This is a genomic window from Micromonospora sp. 4G55, assembly GCF_016803375.1.
Window position 1 is genome coordinate 1 of sequence record NZ_JAEVHN010000065.1, and the last position, 17,272, is coordinate 17,272.

At 73.0% G+C, this 17,272-nt stretch carries 17 protein-coding genes and 2 pseudogenes; 10 read left to right on the forward strand and 9 right to left on the reverse strand.

Annotation, left to right across the window (positions count from 1 at the left end; all coding sequences use genetic code 11):
* Positions 1–1,588 (forward strand): cellulose binding domain-containing protein (locus tag JNW89_RS08565; RefSeq protein ID WP_238448457.1); only part of this gene is annotated, 1,588 nt, incomplete at its 5' end.
* A gap of 15 nt (positions 1,589–1,603) precedes the next feature.
* Here the strand turns inward: JNW89_RS08565 and JNW89_RS08570 are convergent.
* Together JNW89_RS08570 and JNW89_RS08575 are read right to left on the reverse strand one after the other, a co-directional pair.
* Positions 1,604–2,274 (reverse strand): annotated as a pseudogene (locus JNW89_RS08570) (DedA family protein).
* Positions 2,275–2,541: 267 nt separating this feature from the next.
* Positions 2,542–3,087: a DUF1349 domain-containing protein gene (locus tag JNW89_RS08575; RefSeq protein WP_238448458.1), complete on the reverse strand. Its 546-nt coding sequence runs from the start codon at positions 3,085–3,087 to the stop codon at positions 2,542–2,544.
* A 95-nt stretch (positions 3,088–3,182) separates the two neighbouring features.
* Here JNW89_RS08575 and JNW89_RS08580 point away from each other — a divergent pair, with 95 nt between their 5' ends.
* Both JNW89_RS08580 and fabG read left to right on the forward strand, forming a co-directional pair.
* The gene (locus tag JNW89_RS08580) at positions 3,183–4,835 is read left to right on the forward strand and encodes an alpha-amylase family protein (protein WP_238448459.1); all 1,653 of its coding nucleotides are present in this window, start codon (positions 3,183–3,185) and stop codon (positions 4,833–4,835) included.
* A 157-nt stretch (positions 4,836–4,992) separates the two neighbouring features.
* On the forward strand, positions 4,993–5,751 hold the full coding sequence (fabG, locus tag JNW89_RS08585; RefSeq protein ID WP_238448460.1) for a 3-oxoacyl-ACP reductase FabG: 759 nt from the start codon (positions 4,993–4,995) through the stop codon (positions 5,749–5,751).
* Between the two features lie 102 nt (positions 5,752–5,853).
* Here fabG and JNW89_RS08590 read toward each other — a convergent pair whose 3' ends face one another.
* Both JNW89_RS08590 and JNW89_RS08595 read right to left on the reverse strand, forming a co-directional pair.
* Positions 5,854–6,270 carry a hypothetical protein gene (locus JNW89_RS08590; protein ID WP_238448461.1) on the reverse strand — a complete coding sequence of 139 codons (417 nt, stop codon included), beginning with the start codon at positions 6,268–6,270 and terminating at the stop codon, positions 5,854–5,856.
* Positions 6,263–6,658 (reverse strand): hypothetical protein, encoded by a 396-nt coding sequence (locus JNW89_RS08595; RefSeq protein WP_238448462.1) that lies wholly within the window; start codon positions 6,656–6,658, stop codon positions 6,263–6,265. The genes JNW89_RS08590 and JNW89_RS08595 overlap by 8 nt, the downstream gene beginning before the upstream one ends.
* 169 nt (positions 6,659–6,827) lie before the next feature.
* Here JNW89_RS08595 and JNW89_RS08600 point away from each other — a divergent pair, with 169 nt between their 5' ends.
* The 3 genes and pseudogenes from JNW89_RS08600 to erm all read left to right on the forward strand — a co-directional run.
* Positions 6,828–7,727 (forward strand): Gfo/Idh/MocA family protein, encoded by a 900-nt coding sequence (locus tag JNW89_RS08600; RefSeq protein ID WP_238448471.1) that lies wholly within the window; start codon positions 6,828–6,830, stop codon positions 7,725–7,727.
* Positions 7,728–8,088: 361 nt separating this feature from the next.
* Positions 8,089–8,211, forward strand: coding sequence for a hypothetical protein (locus JNW89_RS36615; RefSeq protein WP_255540576.1), 123 nt, complete (start codon positions 8,089–8,091; stop codon positions 8,209–8,211).
* Positions 8,212–8,423: 212 nt separating this feature from the next.
* Positions 8,424–9,215 (forward strand): annotated as a pseudogene (erm, locus tag JNW89_RS08605) (ErmE/ErmH/ErmO/ErmR family 23S rRNA (adenine(2058)-N(6))-methyltransferase); the annotation flags it as partial.
* 31 nt (positions 9,216–9,246) lie between these two features.
* Here erm and JNW89_RS08610 read toward each other — a convergent pair.
* On the reverse strand, positions 9,247–9,438 hold the full coding sequence (locus tag JNW89_RS08610; RefSeq protein ID WP_154942239.1) for a DUF2795 domain-containing protein: 192 nt from the start codon (positions 9,436–9,438) through the stop codon (positions 9,247–9,249).
* A 138-nt stretch (positions 9,439–9,576) separates the two neighbouring features.
* Here JNW89_RS08610 and JNW89_RS08615 point away from each other — a divergent pair, with 138 nt between their 5' ends.
* Entirely contained in the window at positions 9,577–10,833 is a 1,257-nt protein-coding gene (locus JNW89_RS08615; protein ID WP_238448463.1) for an erythromycin esterase family protein, read from the forward strand.
* A 23-nt stretch (positions 10,834–10,856) separates the two neighbouring features.
* Here the strand turns inward: JNW89_RS08615 and JNW89_RS08620 are convergent, their stop codons facing one another.
* The 3 genes from JNW89_RS08620 to JNW89_RS08630 form a co-directional block, all read right to left on the reverse strand.
* On the reverse strand, positions 10,857–13,040 hold the full coding sequence (locus JNW89_RS08620; protein WP_238448464.1) for an MMPL family transporter: 2,184 nt from the start codon (positions 13,038–13,040) through the stop codon (positions 10,857–10,859).
* A 13-nt stretch (positions 13,041–13,053) separates the two neighbouring features.
* Positions 13,054–13,614, reverse strand: a complete 561-nt coding sequence (locus JNW89_RS08625) for a TetR/AcrR family transcriptional regulator (RefSeq protein ID WP_238448465.1) — start codon at positions 13,612–13,614, stop codon at positions 13,054–13,056.
* Between the two features lie 77 nt (positions 13,615–13,691).
* A complete protein-coding gene (locus tag JNW89_RS08630; RefSeq protein WP_238448466.1) occupies positions 13,692–14,303 on the reverse strand; it encodes a PadR family transcriptional regulator in 612 nt (203 codons plus the stop codon).
* 57 nt (positions 14,304–14,360) lie between these two features.
* Here JNW89_RS08630 and JNW89_RS08635 point away from each other — a divergent pair, with 57 nt between their 5' ends.
* Entirely contained in the window at positions 14,361–15,608 is a 1,248-nt protein-coding gene (locus JNW89_RS08635) for an NAD(P)/FAD-dependent oxidoreductase (protein ID WP_238448467.1), read from the forward strand.
* Here JNW89_RS08635 and JNW89_RS08640 read toward each other — a convergent pair.
* Positions 15,562–15,930, reverse strand: a complete 369-nt coding sequence (locus JNW89_RS08640; protein ID WP_238448468.1) for a helix-turn-helix domain-containing protein — start codon at positions 15,928–15,930, stop codon at positions 15,562–15,564. The genes JNW89_RS08635 and JNW89_RS08640 overlap by 47 nt on opposite strands.
* A gap of 99 nt (positions 15,931–16,029) precedes the next feature.
* Between JNW89_RS08640 and JNW89_RS08645 the strand changes: the two genes are divergently transcribed.
* Positions 16,030–16,524, forward strand: coding sequence for an MFS transporter (locus tag JNW89_RS08645; protein WP_238448469.1), 495 nt, complete (start codon positions 16,030–16,032; stop codon positions 16,522–16,524).
* Positions 16,525–16,654: 130 nt separating this feature from the next.
* On the forward strand, positions 16,655–17,272 hold a 618-nt coding region (locus tag JNW89_RS08650), incomplete at its 3' end, for an MFS transporter (RefSeq protein WP_238448470.1).

Here is a 17,272-nt window from a genome sequence, read left to right on the forward strand (position 1 = left end):
CCACCACAGGTCCCTGGAGGCCATCGTGAAACTCCGCTCCCCACGCGCGGCGACGTTCGTCGTCGCGCTCGCCGCCGCCCTGGTCGCGGCCACCGTCGTGGCCCCACCGGCCGCGTCCGCCGCCACCGCCGCCTTCGTCCGCACCTCCAGCTGGGGCAGCGGGTACGAGGCGAAGTTCACCGTCACCAACGACACCTCGGCCAGCATCAGCTCGTGGAACGTGCAGTTCGACCTGCCCGCCGGCAGCTCGCTCGGCACCTTCTGGGACGCCCGGCTGACCACCTCCGGCCAGCACGTCACCGCGCTGAACCAGTCCTGGAACGGCACCCTCGCCCCCGGTGCCAGCACCACGTTCGGCTTCGTGGTCAGCGGTAACGGCGACCCGACCAACTGCACGGTCAACGGTGGCTCCTGCACCGGCGGAGGCGGCGGCAACCCGTCCGCCCCGGCCACCCCCGGCGGCCTGCGGGTCACCGGCACCACCGCGTCCTCGATCGCGCTGGCCTGGAACGCCGTCGGCGGCACGGTCACCGGCTACCGGGTGTACGAGGGCTCGACCGTCCGGGCCACCCTCACCGGCACCTCGACCACGGTCAGCGGGCTGGCCGCCTGCTCCGCGCACAGCTACACGGTGGCCGCGTACAACTCCGCCGGCGAGTCGGCGAAGTCCGCGCCGGTCTCCGCCACCACCACCGGCTGCACCGGCGGCACCGCCCCGATGGCCGCCGCGCCCTACCTCTACCCCGGCTGGGGCGACCCGCCCGCGCCGTCGACGGTGATGGGGGCGACCGGGATCAAGTGGTTCACCATCGCGTTCGTCCTCTCCGGCGGAGGTTGCACCCCGGCCTGGGACGGCAGCGGCCCGCTCACCGGCGGCGCGCACGCCAGCACCATCGCCGCGATCAAGGCCGCCGGCGGTGACGTGATCCCGTCCTTCGGCGGGTGGAGCGGCAACAAGCTCGGCCCGAACTGCTCCTCCGCCACCGCTCTGGCCGGCGCGTACCAGCAGGTGATCAACGCGTACGGGCTGAAGGCGATCGACATCGACATCGAGAACAGCGACGAGTTCGAGAACGAGGTGGTGCAGGACCGGATCCTCGGCGCGCTGAAGATCGTCAAGCAGAACAACCCGGGGATCAAGACGATCGTCACGTTCGGCACCTCGACCAGCGGGCCGAACTACTGGGGCACCCGGCTGATCAACCAGGCAGCCGCGCTCGGCGCGAACATCGACACCTTCACCATCATGCCGTTCGACTTCGGCGGTGGCGCGAACATGTACCAGAGCACGGTCAACGCGGCGGAGGGCTTGAAGAACGCGCTGAAGACGGCCTTCGGCTGGTCGGACGCCACCGCGTACGCGCACATGGGCATCTCCGGCATGAACGGCCTCTCCGACCAGCAGGAGCTGACCTCCCCGGCCACCTGGACGCAGATCCGGGACTGGGCCAAGGCCCGCGGCCTGTCCCGCTTCACCTTCTGGTCGGTCAACCGGGACCGCCCCTGCCCGGGCGGGGGAGTGGTCTCCAACTGCTCCGGCATCGCCCAGAACACCTGGGAGTTCACCTCGATCACCGCGAAGTACTGAGCGACGGCGTCGCGGTCAGCGACCGGCGGTCACCGACTGCCGGTCGCGCCGCGCCCGCCGCTTGCGGACCTTCTTCACCACCCAGCTCGCGATCATGACGGCGAAGACGGCGAAGATCGCGTAGTTGAACCAGCTGCTGTACCGGTCGACGTCCTCCCAGCGCGACCCGAGCGCGTAGCCCAGCCCCACGATCAGCGTGTTCCACACCCCGCTGCCCAGCGTGGTCAACAGGACGAACTCACCCAGCGGCATCCGGTTCGCCCCGGCCGGACCGACACCAGGCTGCGGACCACCGGCACCACCCGACCGATCAGGACCGCCCACCGGCCGTACCGCTCGAACCAGCGGTCGGCCTTCTCCAGGTCGTCGGAGTCCACCAGCGGGATGTGGTCCAGCCAGCGCTTGAGCCGTTCCTCGCCGAGCGCCGCGCCGAGCCAGTAGAGCACCAGCGCGCCCAGCAACGAGCCCGCCGTCGCGGCGAGCACGATCACCACCAGGTGGAACCGGCCCGCACTGGCGAGGTAGCCGGCCATCGCCAGCACGACCTCGCTGGGGATCGGCGGGATGATGCTCTCCAGGGCCACCAGCAGCGCGACCCCGACCGCGCCCAGCGAGTCGATGACGCTCGCCACCCAGCCGGTCAGCCCGGTGAACTGGTTCGGGTCGACGTTCTGGGCGAGAGCCATGGGCGTCCTTCCGCGAGCTGCCGGGATCGGACAGTGGTACCCGCGCATCCGACCCCCACACCTGCCGGTGACCCGCCCCACTGACCACCCGCTCAGGCCCTGCCGCCCGCTGACCTGCCCCGCTTGCGGCGTGTCGCGATGTCCGGCGCTCGGGATACCGCGACACGCCGCAAGCTCGCGGCCGATCGCGGCGTCGGCAGGCGGGTCAGGTCGAGGGGTGCAGTTCGCGGTCGGCCGGGCCCTGGCGCCAGCCGGTGAACCGCACGGTCAGCCGGACCGGGTCGGCGAGCAGCAGAACGGACCGGCCGACGCCGCCGCCTCCGGGGCGAGCGGGGCGAGCCGGACCAGCCGCCACGGCTCGTCGTCCACCCGGGCCCGGACGGTGAGCGCGTCACCGTCCCGGCTGGCCCGGACGGTGACCTCCCGCCCGGCCCACTCCGGCACCGGCGCCACCGACCAGTCGGAGACCTCCCGGGTGACCACCGCGCCGAGCTGCGGCTCGCCGTCGCTGACCTCCACCCCGGCCTTGACCCAGTTCCGCTCGTCCACCCGGACCAGCACCCCGGCCTGGTCGAACTGCTCGCCGTAGTCCAGCCGGAAGCTCACCTCGACGGCGCTGCCGCCGGGCAGCGGGGCGAGCAGGGCGGGCCCGTCGTCGTGCACGAACCCGTAGCTGGTGTGCCGCCAGAAGTCGCTCTCCGCGCCCGGCTCCACCAGCAGGTCACCCGCGTCGGTCCGCTCGATCCGCACCGGCTCGCGCAGCCAGCGGCCGTCGGTCCAGTCGACGTCCCGCAGGGTCTCGTCCTCGCCCATGCCGGCACCGTACCCGTCGGGACGGCGCCGATCGGACCGCTGGCGGCCACGGTCGCGCGTTTGCCGGGACGGCCGATCGGAGACATAAGTTCGGCATGGGTGACAGGTGGTACTCCGAGGCCGTCGTCTACTGCCTCGACATCGACACGTACGCGGACTCCGACGGCGACGGGGTCGGTGACATCCGAGGGCTGATCGGCCGGCTGGACTACCTGGCCCGGCTAGGGGTGACCTGCCTGTGGCTGCACCCGATCCATCCCTCGCCGAACCGGGACGACGGCTACGACGCCACCGACTTCTACAACGTGGACCCCCGCTTCGGCACCCTCGGCGACTTCGCGGAGCTGCTGCACCAGGCGCAGAACCGGGGCATCCGGGTGATCATCGACCTGGTGGTCAACCACACCTCCGACGAGCACCCCTGGTTCCAGTCCGCCCGCTCCTCGCCCGACTCGCCGTACCGGGACTGGTACGTCTGGTCCGACACCGAGCCGGACGACCGGCACCAGGGCATGGTCTTTCCCGGCGAGCAGAACGAGACCTGGAGCTACGACCGCACCGCGAAGGCGTGGTACTACCACCGGTTCTACACGTTCCAGCCGGACCTCAACTTCGCCAACCCAGAGGTCCGCGCGGAGATCAAGAAGGTGATGTCGTTCTGGCTCCAGCTCGGCGTCTCCGGTTTCCGGATGGACGCGGTGCCGTTCATCATCGAGCTGACCGAGCCGGGCAACCCCAACTCGCCCAAGGACTTCGAGTTCCTCACCGAGATGCGCCAGCACGTGCAGTGGCGGCGCGCCGACGCGGTCCTGCTGGCCGAGGCGAACGTCGAGCCGGACCAGCTGCCCACGTTCTTCGGCGACGCCGGCGGTTCCGGCAACCGGATCCACATGCTCTTCGACTTCATGCTCAACGGCCGGCTCATGCTGGCCCTGGCCCGGCAGGACCCGGAGCCGGTGATCGAGGCGCTGCGGGACACCCCAGCGCTGCCCGCCGGCGGCCAGTGGGCCACCTTCCTGCGCAACCACGACGAGATCGACCTCTCCCGGCTCACCGCCGAGCAGCGCAACCAGGTGTACGCCGAGTTCGGCCCGGACGAGAACATGCGGATCTACGACCGGGGCATCCGGCGCCGGCTGGCCCCGATGCTCGGCAACGACCGCCGCCGCATCGAGCTGGCGTACGCCCTGCAGTTCTCGCTGCGCGGCACGCCGGTGCTGCGCTACGGCGAGGAGATCGGCATGGGCGAGGACCTGTCGCTGCCCGGCCGGGAGGCCATCCGCACCCCGATGCAGTGGTCGTACAAGCCGAACGCCGGGTTCTCCACCGCCGACCCGGAGAAGCTGGCCCGACCGGTGATCGACAAGGGTGAGTTCAGCTACGAGAAGGTCAACGTGACCGCCCAGCGCCGTGACCCGAAGTCGCTGCTGGCCTGGTTCGAGCGGATGATCCGTACGCTCCGCGAGGCCCCCGAGATCGGCTCGGGCGCGACGACGCACATCGACGTGCAAATGCCGGCCGGGGTGCTGGCGCACCGCGCCGACGGGCCGACCGGGACGATGGTCTTCCTGCACAACCTGGGCACCGAGGACGTCGAGGTCGACCTGAGCGTGCTCGCCCCCGAGGCGGACCTGCCGACGGACGTCCTCGCCGACCGGGGGTACGGCGAGGTGGGCAAGCTGGACAACCTCAAGCTGGCCGGCTACGGCTACCGCTGGATCCGGCTCTGCCGGGGTGCGAAGATCTGACCCTTCCGCCGACCGCCGGCCGGGCCCGACGGTGTCCGATGTGCTCGGACAGCCGGCCGGCGGCCGGCGGCGCGGACCGCCGCTGCGGGCCGGTCCGGGTGGGCGTACCCCTGGGTTAAGCTCCTTCGATCGACCCACAAGTTACCGGGAGGTAATCATGTCGGAGGAGCCCCGCGTCGCCATCGTGACCGGAGCCGCGCGCGGCATCGGCGCGGCCACCGCCCGACGGCTGGCCGCCGACGGCATGGCCGTCGCCGTGGTCGACATCGACGAGTCGGCGACGAAGGAGACCGTGGACGCGATCGCCGCCGACGGCGGCCGGGCGCTCGGGGTCGGCGCCGACGTGTCCGACCGGGCCCAGGTCGAGGCGGCCGTCGAGCGGATCGCCGCCGAGCTGGGCGGGCCGACCGTGCTGGTCAACAACGCCGGCGTGCTCCGCGACAACCTGCTGTTCAAGATGACCGACGCCGACTGGGACACGGTGATGGGCGTGCACCTGCGGGGCGCGTTCCTGTTCAGCCAGGCCGCCCAGAAGCACATGGTCGACCGGAAGTGGGGCCGGATCGTCAACCTCTCCAGCACCTCGGCGCTGGGCAACCGGGGCCAGGCGAACTACTCGGCGGCCAAGGCCGGCCTCCAGGGCTTCACCAAGACGCTCGCCATCGAGCTGGGCCCGTTCGGCGTGACGGTCAACGCGGTCGCGCCGGGCTTCATCGTCACCGACATGACCGCCGCGACCGCCGCCCGGATGAAGGTCGACTTCGAGGCGCTGCAGCAGCACGCCGCCGCCGAGATCCCGGTCCGCCGCTGCGGCCGTCCGGAGGACATCGCCCACACCATTTCGTTCCTCGCCAGCGAGGGCGCGTCCTTCGTCTCCGGCCAGGTCATCTACGTAGCCGGCGGCCCCAAGGACTGACCCCCCCGCCCCGCGAACTGGCCACTCTTTCCGAGAAAGAGTGGCCATTCCGGCTTCCGAGGCCACGCTTTCTGGGAAGGTGCGGCCGCAGGCGGGGTGGGGTCAGGTGGGGGTGTGGCGGGTGCGGTAGAGCCAGAGGAGGCCGAGGATGGGCAGGACGAGCGGGATGTAGCCGTAGCCGCTGCCGAATCCGGACCACACCGTCTCGTCGGGGAAGAGTTCCTTGTCGACCAGGCTCAGCACGCCCACCCCGACGACCCCGACCAGCTCCACCGAGCAGCAGGCGAGCGCGACCCGGCGGCCGGCGTGACCGGCGCGGGCCAGCCCGACGGCGGCGACGATGTAGATCACCGCGGCCAGCGCGGAGAGCAGGTACGCCACCGGCGCCTCGTCGAACTTCGTGGCGATCTGGAGCCCGGCCCGCGAGGTCGCGGCGATCGCGAAGAGCAGGTAGACCGCGATCAGCAGCCGACCCGGACCCTTGTTCGTGGCCTGTGTGGAGGTGCCGGTCTCAACCACCGAGGACCTCCCAGGTCTGCTGGAGCCGGACCACGACCACCGGGGTGACCAGGCAGATCGCGCAGACGATCGCCGAGCCCCAGCGGGTCGGCTCCATCCTGGCCAGCACCCAGGCCAGCGGCGGCAGGCAGACCAGCGTCACCAGGTAGCCGAAGAAGGCGCCGGGCTCGCCCGGTCGCTCGCCGCCGCCGAGCGCGACCAGCGCCGCCACCGCCAGCGCGAGCAGCGCCACCTCCAGCACCGCCAGGCCGACGAACTGGAGCCGGTCCGGCGCGCGGTGGCGCAGCGCCGCCACCAGGCTCCAGAGCGCGAGTACGAGCGACAGCACGATCGTTGCCGTCGCGAGGATCCCGTCCACCGGCGAGCCGGCTGAGGCTGCGCTGGTCATCGCGGGCACACCGTCGGAGTCTCGGTCACCGGCACAGCCTACTAACCGTCGTAGTAATCGCCCTCGCCCCGGTCACTCGGCCAGGTCGGCCGGACGTGCCCGGCCGGGGACGACTAGGTTGGATCACGCCACGGCACCGCCGTGGCGGACGACGACACCGGGGGTACTCGTGCTGCGGTTCGGCTTGTTTGGCACCGGTCACTGGGCGGCGGAGACGCACGCCGCCGCGATCGACGCGCACCCGCGCGCCGAACTGGTCGGCGTCTGGGGACGCAACCCGGAGCGGGCCGCCGAGCTGGCCGACCGGCACGGCGTACCGGCGTTCGGCGACGTCGACGCGCTGCTGGACGCCTGCGACGCGGTCGCCGTGGCGCTCCCGCCCGACATCCAGGCCGACCTCGCCGTACGCGCCGCCATCGCGGGCCGGCACCTGCTGCTGGACAAGCCGCTGGCGCTCACCCTCGCCGACGCCGACCGGGTGGTCGCCGCCGCCCAGCAGTCCGGGGTGGCCTCGGTGGTCTTCTTCACCCAGCGCTTCCACCCGAACGTCACCGGCTTCCTCGCCTCGACCGCCGCGGCCGGCGGCTGGCAGCACGCGCGGGCGACCATGTTCGCCTCGATCTACCAGCCCGGCAGCCCGTACGGCGACTCGCAGTGGCGGATCGAGCACGGCGCCCTCTGGGACATCGGTCCGCACGCGCTGTCGATCATCCTGCCGGTGCTCGGCCGGGTCACCCGGGTGGCCGCGATGAACGGCCCGAGCGGCCTGGTCCACCTGCTGCTCACCCACGTCGGCGGCGCCACCAGCGCGATCTCGCTCACCCTGGACGCGCCTCGTGAGGCGACGACCCGCGACTTCGTCTTCTTCGGCGAGAACGGCACCGAGACGGTGCCGCCGGGCGACGGCGACGCCATCACCGCCTTCGGCGCGGCGATCGACCAGCTCCTCGAGGAGATCGACGCCGGCACCCGGGACCACCGCTGCGACGTGCGCTTCGGTCGGGAGGTGGTGGAGATCCTGTCCGCCGCCGAGGTGGCCCGCGCCGAGGGCCGCACCGTCGAGATCTGAGAGCTCGCGGGTCCCGCCCACCCCGGGCCGGTGGGTGCCGCCGGGCGTGTCGCCCCAGCCAGGGCAGATGAGTGTTGAGCGATATACCTCTGAGGCATATTTATGCCTGAGAGGTATATCGCTCGCTGGGGAGAGTGGGGGCGCACGTTACTCCGCGTAGTCCTGCGGTGAGCGAGCCAGTGCCGGTGGGCCACCCCGTGGTGGGGCGCGTGCGTAGCCGGGCGAGCCAGCCCGCCAGCCCGCCGGTCCACCAGCCCGGCGACCCTGCGAGCCGAACAGCCAGGTGGCCGGATGACGGACGACCCGGACGGTTCCGGAAACCCCGTCGCGGGGCGACCGGGCCGCCGCTAGCCTGGCCGACATGTTCACGCATGCCCTGATCGACGTGGCCGCCGCGCCGGCCGTGCGGGGCCTCCTCCTGGTTGCCCGCCCGCGAGTCCGGCGCCCGGCCCTGGCCGGCCGGGACGCTCACCGCCGCGCCTGACCTGACCTCGCACCGTCGCCGACCGGTCCACCGACCGAGGCCGGTGCTGTCGCACCCGGCGCCGCCACGCCGCTGACCCCTCGCGGTCGGCGCGCGCGTCCGCGTCCCACGCCGAACCTCCAGGGTCGTCCGAGTCCCGATCCGCTCGGACAGGCCCGCCGTGCGCTGCCTGTCCGTCCCCGTCGCCGACCGGCGACAGACAGGACGATCCCGTGGCGCCCCGCCGATCCCGCACCACCGCACGCGACCGGTCCCGTCGCGTACTGTCCCAGAACTTCCTGACCGACCCGGCCGCCGTCGCGCGGCTGGTGCGGGCCGCCCGGCCCGGCCCCGACGATCTGCTGCTGGAGGTTGGCGCGGGACGGGGTCAGCTGACCCGTCCGCTCGCCGCCCGCTGCGCGCGGCTGGTCGCGTACGAGGTGGACCCGGCCGCCGCCGGCGACCTGGCCGCCCTCGCCGCCCAACTGCCCCAGGTCAGCCACCGGCAGGAGGACTTCCTCGCCGCGCCGCCGCCGGACGAGCCGTTCTCCGTGGTCGGCAACATCCCCTGGTCGCTGACGGCCGCGGTGGTCCGCTGGTGCCTGGCCGCGCCCGGATTGCGGGCCGCGACGCTGCTCACCCAACTTGAGTACGCCCGCAAGCGCACCGGCGACCACGGCCGGTGGAGCAGGCTGACCGTGCTCACCTGGCCGGAACATCACTGGCGGCTGGCCGGGCGGGTGCCGCGTGCCGCGTTCCGGCCGGTGCCCGGCGTCGACGGCGGGATCCTGCGGGTCGAGCGCCGCCCCGAGCCGCTGCTGCCCCGGGCGGCGTTGCCGGCGTACCGGAGGATGGTCGAGCTCGGGTTCGGCGGCGCCGGCGGTTCGCTCGCCGCCTCGCTGCGCACGGCCCACCCGCGCGGCCGGGTGGACGGTGCGCTACGGGCCACCCGGCTCGACCCGGCCACGCCGGTCGGGCTGGTCTGGCCGGAGCAGTGGCTGGTCCTGTTCCGTCTGCTGCACGCCCGCGACCCGCGCGCGGAGACCGACGGCCTGCTCAGGCCAGGGTCGCCAGCGCCTCGTGCAGCTCGGCGGGGTCGTTGAACTGTTCGGCGGGCAACGCCCGCAACATCTGCAACAGCTCGGTGCTGGCCCCGTTCTCCTGACCCCAGCGGACCAGGTCCTCGCGGGAGACCGGGTAGTCGAGCCCGGCCAGGTAGTCCTGCAACTGCGCCCCGGTGACGGTCATGCCGCCCGGCTACCCGTCCTGCGCGCTTGCACACCGCGAGCGGCGGAAGTGGTTGATTGGAGGGTGGGACCGGGACGGCCATCGACGCCCGCGGCCACGGTCCGAGTTTGGTCGCGGACCCGCCGGGTAGCCGCGGACATGCTGGTTCAGCGGCTCGGCGCGCCGAGCGACTTCGATCCGTTGCTGGCGCGTGTCGGGGACGCCCGGGTGGTGATGATCGGCGAGGCGACGCACGGCAGCTACGACTACTACCGGTTGCGCGAGCAGTTCACCCGCCGGCTCATCGCCGAGCACGGCTTCTCCTTCGTGGCGGTGGAGGGCGACTGGCCGGACTGCGACCGGGTGAACCGGTCGGTGACCGGCGCGCCCGGCGGCGCCGCCGACCCGCGGCTCGCGCTGGAATGCTTCGAACGCTGGCCCACCTGGATGTGGGCGAACGCCGAGGTGAACCGGTTCTGCCGCTGGTTGCGGGCCTGGAACATGGAACGCCCGGCGGGGGAGCGGGCCGGCTTCCACGGCCTGGACGTCTACAGCCTGTGGGAGTCCATGCAGGCCATCTTCGACTACCTCGGCGAGGAGGACCCGCAGTCGCTGGAGGCGGCGCAGGAGGCCTACCGCTGCTTCGAGCCGTACGGCAAGCAGGTCGAGGAGTACGGCGCGGCCAGCCGGTTCGTCTCCGCGCGCTGCGAGGAGGAGGTGGTACGCCTGCTGGCGCGTACCCGGGCACACGCCGCCTCGGACGGCCCGGACGCCTTCGCGGCCTGGCAGAACGCGGAGGTGGTGGCCGGCGCGGAGCGTTACTACCGGGCGATGGTGCGCGGCGGCCCGGAGTCGTGGAACGTGCGGGACATCCACATGACGGACACGCTGGACCGCCTGCTGGAGCACTACGGCCCTCAGTCGCGGGGGATCGTCTGGGCGCACAACACGCATGTGGGAGACGCCCGGGCCACCGACATGGCCACCGACGGGATGGTGAACATCGGCCAGTTGGGCCGGGAACGGCTGGGCCGGGACGGGGTCGTGCTGGTCGGGTTCGGCAGCTACCGGGGGACGGTGGTCGCCGCGCCACGCTGGGGTTCGCCGGCCGAGGCGATGGTGGTGCCGCCGGCCCGGGAGGGTTCGGTGGAGCGGCGGCTGCACGAGCTGATGCCGGAGCGGGCGGTGCTGGTCTTCGGCGGTGCGGACGAGCCGGAGTGGATCACCGGCACGGTCGACCACCGGGCCATCGGGGTGGTCTACGACCCGACCTTCGAGTCCTGGGGCAACTATGTGCCGACCCGGCTGGCCGAGCGGTACGACGGGTTCATCTGGTGCGACGAGACCACCGCGCTGCACCCGCTGCCCGCGCTGAGCGCGATGGGTGAGATGGAGACCTACCCGGCCGGCGTGTAGACCGGCCGGGCAGGCCCCGTCCGTCAGGCGTCGACCGGCTCCCGGTCGAGGTGGGCGCGCAGCCCCTCACCCTCGATGTCCACGTTGGGCAGTGCCCGGTTCAGCCAACGGGGCAGCCACCAGGCCGTCCGGTCGAGCAGCGACATCACCGCCGGCACGATGGTCATCCGCACCACGAAGGCGTCGATGGCGACACCGATCGCGAGCGCGAAGCCCATCGACTTGATCACCGGGTCGTCGAGGAAGACGAAGCCGCCGAAGACCGAGATCATGATCAGCGCGGCGGCGGTGACCACCCGGGCGCCGTGGCCCATCCCGTTGATGGTGGCCTGGCGCGGGGTGTCGCCGTGCACGAAGTCCTCGCGCATCCGGGAGACCAGGAAGACCTCGTAGTCCATGGCGAGTCCGAACAGGATGCCGATCAGCAGGATCGGCAGGAAGCTGATCAGCGGGCCCGGGGTGTCCAGCCCGACCAGGTCGGCCAGGTGCCCCTGCTGGAACACCGCGACGGTGATGCCGAAGGTGGCGGCCACGGTGAGCAGGAAGCCCAGCGCCGCCTTGACCGGCACCAGGATCGAGCGGAACACCAGCATCAGCAGCAGGATCGACAGCCCGACGACGAGCAGCAGGTAGACCGGCAGCGCGTCGGAGAGCTTCTCGGAGACGTCGATGCCGATCGCGGTGACGCCGGTGAGCAGCACCTCCGCGTTGCCGATCGAGCCGACGCCGGCGCGGATGTCGTGGACCAGCGTCTCGGTGGCCGCGTCGGTCGGCCCGGTCTTGGGGATGACGCCGAGCAGCGCCGTCCGGCCGGAGGGGTCGACCTGCGGCGGGGCCACGGCCAGCACGCCCTCGGTGCGCTGGATCAGCGCGGTCACCTGCGGTACGGCGGCGGCGGTGTCCTGCGGGGAGTCCGAGGTGACCACCACGGCGAGCCGGCCGGTGAAGCCGGGCCCGAAGCCCTCGCGGATGACCTCGCTGCTGACCCGGGCCGCGCTGCCCTCGGGCGCGGTGGCCGCGTCCGGCAGGGCCAGGCGCATGTCCTGCGCCGGCAGCGCGAGGAGTCCGAGGCCGAGCAGGCCGACCAGGATGACCGGGATCCGCAGCTTGGTGACCCAGTGCGCCCAGCGGAAGCCGAAGCCGGAGCGGTCCTCGGCGGGCGGGGTGTCACCGGCGGCCGGCGCGGCGTCGGCCCGGCGCAGCTTGCGCGGGAGCACCTTGCGGCCGGCGAAGCCGAGCAGGGCCGGCTGGAGGGTGATCGCGACGAGCACCGCCACGGTGACGGTGCCGGCGGCGGCCAGACCCATCACGGTGAGGAAGGGGATGTTGACCACGGCCAGGCCGGCCAGCGCGATGACCACCGTGGCGCCGGCGAAGACGACGGCGGAGCCGGCGGTGCCCACGGCCCGGCCGACCGCCTCGTCCGGCTCCAACCCGTCGAGCAGGTTCTGCCGGTGCCGGGAGGTGATGAAGAGGGAGTAGTCGATGCCGACGGCCAGGCCGAGCATCAGGGCCAGGATGGGCGCGGTGCTGGTCAGCTCGACCGCGCCGCTGAGCGCGTACAGGCCGGCCATGCCGACGGCGACGCCGATCAGGGCGTTGAGCATGGTCATGCCGGCGGCGACCAGCGAGCCGAACGTGATGATCAGGACGATCGCGGCGACCAGTACGCCCAGCGCCTCGGTGGAGCCGACCTCGGGCTCGGAGTTGAGCACCTCGCCGCCGGGCGCGACCTGCCAGCCCTGCGCCTCGGCCTGCGCGCCGACCTTCTCGTACGCCTCGCGCTGGTCGTCGGTGACCTCGTCGGCGCCCGTCGCGAACTGCACCTGCACCAGGGCGAACCGGCCGTTGGGGGAGACCGCCTGGACCTGGAACGGGTCGACGGCGCCGACCACGCCGGGCAGGGTCGCGGCCTCCTGCACGACGCCCTTGACCACCGCCTGCCCCTCGGGCGTGGCGAGCTGGCCGTCCGCCGGCGCCTTGACCGCGATCGTCCCGGTGGCGCCGCTGGCCGCCGGGAACCGCTCGGCCAGCAGGTCCAGCGCCTGCTGCGACTCGGTCCCGGGCATGGTGAAGTTGCTCGCCGTCGGGCCGCGCAGGGTCGCCGCGGCGAGGCCGAGGCCGACGAGTACGACGAGCCAGACGGCGACGACGAGTCGCCGGTGGCGCAATGAGGCCCGGCCGAGCCGGTACAGCAGGGTCGCCATCAGATCCTTGTCCTCATTCGGGGTTGGGTGGGTCGAGCGGTGCCAGCGCCCGGGTGGCGATCGCCAGCAGGGCGGGGCGCAACTCGTCGTCGGGCACGTCGACGAACTCGGCGCACGCCTCCGGCACCCCGGCCAGCACGACCATCGCCGCGATCCGGCCGCCCGGGCCCTCGCAGTGCCCCGCGAGCGCGTCGAGCAGCCGTTCCGAGATGCGCTGGACGTGGGCGAAGGCCGGTTGCGCCAGCAGTTCGGGGAACTCGCCGCGCAGCAGCGCGATCTCCCGCCGGAAGCGGACCGCGAGGTCCACGAAGCCCTCGGCGGCGGCGCGCTGGGCGGCGGCGCCGTCGAGGGCGGCGATCCGCACGTCGAGCTGGCGCAGCACCTCGATCGGCCGGGCCATCAGCTCGGCGAGCAGGGCTTCCTTGCTGGCGAAGTGGTAGAGCACGGCCGCCTTGGAACAGCCCACCTCACGGGCGATGTCCTGCAACGAGGTGCCCTTGTAGCCGGTCACCGCGAACCGCCGGGCCGCCGCGGCCAGGATCTCGCCGTGAGTCTGCGGGGTCGTCCGTGCCATGCGTTCCAGCATGCCTGACCGATCGGTCAGACTCTGACCGATCGGTCAGACGCGTCGGGTGGCGTTCGCCACACCGGTCATTCCCCGGCGTCGTCCGCCGCGCCGGTCCAGCCGGCCAGCCACTCGCCGGACCAGGTCAGCGTCCCGGCGCGCAGGTCGGCGGCGAGGCCGCGGACCCAGTCCAGCTCGGTACGCAGCAGCGCCAGCCGGTACTCGTCCTCGACCAGGAAGAGCCGCGGCAGGTCCACCCGGGCGAGGACGGCCTCGCGTTCGCGCAGCCGCGCGGCGAGCGTCTCGGCGCGTCGTTCGAGCTGCCGGGCCGCCTCGGCCGGCGGCAGCAGCGGCAGAAAGGAGAGCGCGGCGGGGAACTCCGGGAACTCGCGCGCCGGGGTGGCCAGCGCCTCGACCAGCCAGCCGTCCAGCGTCCGCCGGCCGGCGTCGGTCAGCTCGTAGACCGTGCGTTCCGGCCGCCGCTCGTCCCGGGCGGTGTGGCTGACCCGCACCAGCTCGTCGCGCCGCAGTCGCTCGATGGCCTGGTAGATGCTGTTGCGCTGCGCGACGTTGACCACGTCCTGCTTCTCGCGCTCCTGGATGAGCTGCTGCATCCGGTACGCGTGCATCGGCTGCTCGACCAGGAGGGCGAGCACCATCATCGCCAGCGGTGAGTGGCGGTGTGCGCGGGCGGCCATGGCCTCACCTTAGGTGACGGTCTTCCTCGCCATAGTCATTCTATGTATAGTCATGAGATGACTAAGGCATTGATCATCGGTGGTGGTATCGCCGGCCCGGTCGCCGCCCTCGCCCTGCGCCGCGCCGGCATCGATTCGGTGGTCCACGAGGCGTACGAGCGGGACGCGGTCGGCGTGGGCTCCTTCCTGACCCTCTCGGTCAACGGGCTGGACGCGCTGCGCGCGATCGGCCTGGACGAGCTGGTCGCCGGGCTCGGCCACCCGACTCCCCGGATGGCGATGTTCAACCACCAGGGCCGCCGGCTGGGCGAGTTCGGCACCAGCGGCACCCGCACCCGGGGGCGGGGCAACACCACGGTGCGGCGGTCCGACCTCTACCGGGCGCTGCGCGACGAGGCCGCCCGGCAGCGCGTACCGATCGTGCACGGCGCCCGGCTGGTCGCGGCCGAGTCGACCGGGGCGGGCGTACGGGCCCGGTTCGCCGACGGCCGGAGCGCCGAGGGTGACCTGCTGATCGGCGCGGACGGGCTGCGCTCGCGGACCCGGGAGATCATCGACCCGGCGGCGCCCGCGCCCCGCTACGTCCCGCTGCTCAACGCCAGCGGCTTCACCCGCGGCCTGGGGCTGCCCGGCGAGCCGGGTGTGCTGAACATGGTCTTCGGTCGGCGGTGCTTCTTCTGCTGGATCCCGGTGGGCGACGACGAGATCTGGTGGTTCGCCAACCCGCCCCAGCCGGCGGAGCTGACCCCGGACCAGCTCGCCGCCATCGGCCCGGAGGAGTCACGCGCCCGGCTGCGCGCCCTCTTCGCGGACGACGCCGGCCCGGCCCTGCGCATCGTCGAGGCCACCGACCGGATCCAGTACGGCTGGCCCACCTACGACCTGCCGTCGCTGCCCGTCTGGCACCGCGACCGGATGATCGTCATCGGCGACGCGGCGCACACCGCCGCCCCCTCCTCCGGGCAGGGCGCGGCGATGGCGTTCGAGGACGCGGTGACGCTGGCCCGCTGCCTGCGCGATCTGCCCGACGTGCCGGCCGCCTTCGCCGCGTACGAGCGGCTGCGCCGGGAGCGGGTCGAGCGGGTGGTGGCGCAGGGGCGGCGGAACAGCGGCACCAAGGCCGCCGGTCCGGTCGCCCGGCTGGTGCGGGACGTCGCCCTGCCCCTGTACGCCAGGCGGATGGCGAAGACCGGCGGCGCCTCCCTCGCCTGGCTGTACGACCACCACGTCGAGTGGGACGCGCCGGTCGCCGCCGGAGTCACCGCTCCGCGTGCTCCCGGTCGTACGCGGCCCGCGCCTCGCTGATCGCCCCGCGGTGCCGTTCGGCCCAGTCGGTGAGCGCCACCAGCGACTCGTAGAGCTCCAGGGCCATCGGGGTGGCGGTGTACTCCACCTTCGGCGGCACGGTCGGGTGCACCTTCCGGTGCAGCAGGCCGTCCCGTTCCAGGTTGCGCAGGGTGAGGGTCAGCATCCGCCGGCTGATCCCCTCCACCTGCCGTTCCAGTTCGGTGAAGCGGACCGGCCCCTTGGCGGCGGCCACCAGGATGCCGATGCTCCACTTGCCACCGACCCGGTCCAGCGCCTCACGGACGGTGCAGGCGCGGGCCTGCGCGCGTCCGATGGACACACAGCTGTTCCCCTGGGACACCAAAGTGCCTCCTTCCGCTCGGTCTGATGGTCACAGACGATGGCCTTGGTAACAAACCATGCACCAAGGAGGACGTCGATGACGAACCGATGGGCGGCGCTGCTCGTGCTCTGCGCCGGCAGCCTGATGATCATTCTGGACGGGAGCATCGTCGCGGTGGCCCTGCCGGCCATCCAGCGCGATCTCGGCTTCGCCGCCGCCGACCTGCCCTGGGTGGTCAACGCCTACCTGGTGGCGTTCGGCGGGCTGCTGCTGCTCGCCGGGCGGCTCGGTGACCTGGCCGGCCGCCGGCGGGTGTTCCTCGCCGGGGTCGCCCTGTTCACCCTCGCCTCGCTGGCCTGCGCGCTGGCCGGCGACCCGACCACCCCGGTTGTCGCCCGGTTCCTCCAGGGCGCCGGTGGGGCGCTCACCACCGCGGTCGGTCTCGGCATGGTCGTCGGGCTCTTCCCCGCGCCCGCCGAGCGGGCCCGGGCGATCGCGGTGTTCAGCTTCACCGCGCGGCCGGCGCCTCGCTCGGCCTGCTGGCCGGCGGGTTCCTCACCGAGCTGGCCGGCTGGCCGGCGATCTTCCTGATCAACCTGCCGATCGGCCTGCTCATCGTGGGCGGCGCCGCGCGCTGGTGCCCGCCGACTCCGGCATCGGGCTGCGGGCCGGCCTCGACCTGCCGGCGCGGCGCTGGTCACCGCCGGCCTGATGGCCCACCGTGGTGGCGATCGTCGGCGCCGGCGAGCACGGCTGGACGTCCCCGCGCACCCTCGCCGCCGCGTTGCTGGCCGGGGCACTGCTCGGCGCGTTCGCGTTCCGGCAGGCGGTCGCCGCCACCCCGCTGCTGCCGCCCCGGGTGCTGCGCACGCCGGACCTGGTCGCCGCGAACCTGGTCCAGTTCCTCACCATCGCCGCGTTCTTCGGCTTCCAGTTCCTGCTGGCCCTGGAACTCCAGCTCGTGCTGGGCCTGGCGCCGGCCGCCACCGGGCTGGCCTTCCTGCCCACCCCGGTGGTGATCGCGGTGGTCTCGCTCGGCCTCGCCGGGCGGCTGATCGCCCGGTTCGGCGGTCGGGCGGTGCTGCTCACCGGGCTGGCGCTCGCCGTACCCGGGTTCCTGCTGCTGGCCCGGCTGCCGGTGGACGGCGCCTACCCGACCGACGTGCTCCCGGCGATCCTCGTCTTCGGCCTGGCCGGCGGGCTGACCCTGCCGGCGGTCACCACCCTCGCCATGGCGGGCGCGGAGCCGGCCGACGCCGGCCTCGCCTCCGGGCTGGCCAACACCACCCAGCAGGTCGGCGGCGCGCTCGGGTTGGCCGCGCTGGCCACCCTGGCCGCC

Excerpts from the sequence above, each read along its gene's own strand:
- JNW89_RS08575 (WP_238448458.1), bottom strand. The coding sequence starts at position 3,087 with ATGGGCGAGGACGAGACCCTGCGGGACGTCGACTGGACCGACGGCCGC.
- JNW89_RS08580 (WP_238448459.1), top strand. The coding sequence starts at position 3,183 with ATGGGTGACAGGTGGTACTCCGAGGCCGTCGTCTACTGCCTCGACATC.
- fabG (WP_238448460.1), top strand. The coding sequence starts at position 4,993 with ATGTCGGAGGAGCCCCGCGTCGCCATCGTGACCGGAGCCGCGCGCGGC.
- JNW89_RS08595 (WP_238448462.1), bottom strand. The coding sequence starts at position 6,658 with ATGACCAGCGCAGCCTCAGCCGGCTCGCCGGTGGACGGGATCCTCGCG.
- JNW89_RS36615 (WP_255540576.1), top strand. The coding sequence starts at position 8,089 with ATGTTCACGCATGCCCTGATCGACGTGGCCGCCGCGCCGGCCGTGCGG.
- JNW89_RS08610 (WP_154942239.1), bottom strand. The coding sequence starts at position 9,438 with ATGACCGTCACCGGGGCGCAGTTGCAGGACTACCTGGCCGGGCTCGAC.
- JNW89_RS08615 (WP_238448463.1), top strand. The coding sequence starts at position 9,577 with ATGCTGGTTCAGCGGCTCGGCGCGCCGAGCGACTTCGATCCGTTGCTG.
- JNW89_RS08620 (WP_238448464.1), bottom strand. The coding sequence starts at position 13,040 with ATGGCGACCCTGCTGTACCGGCTCGGCCGGGCCTCATTGCGCCACCGG.
- JNW89_RS08625 (WP_238448465.1), bottom strand. The coding sequence starts at position 13,614 with ATGGCACGGACGACCCCGCAGACTCACGGCGAGATCCTGGCCGCGGCG.
- JNW89_RS08630 (WP_238448466.1), bottom strand. The coding sequence starts at position 14,303 with ATGGCCGCCCGCGCACACCGCCACTCACCGCTGGCGATGATGGTGCTC.
- JNW89_RS08635 (WP_238448467.1), top strand. The coding sequence starts at position 14,361 with ATGACTAAGGCATTGATCATCGGTGGTGGTATCGCCGGCCCGGTCGCC.
- JNW89_RS08645 (WP_238448469.1), top strand. The coding sequence starts at position 16,030 with ATGACGAACCGATGGGCGGCGCTGCTCGTGCTCTGCGCCGGCAGCCTG.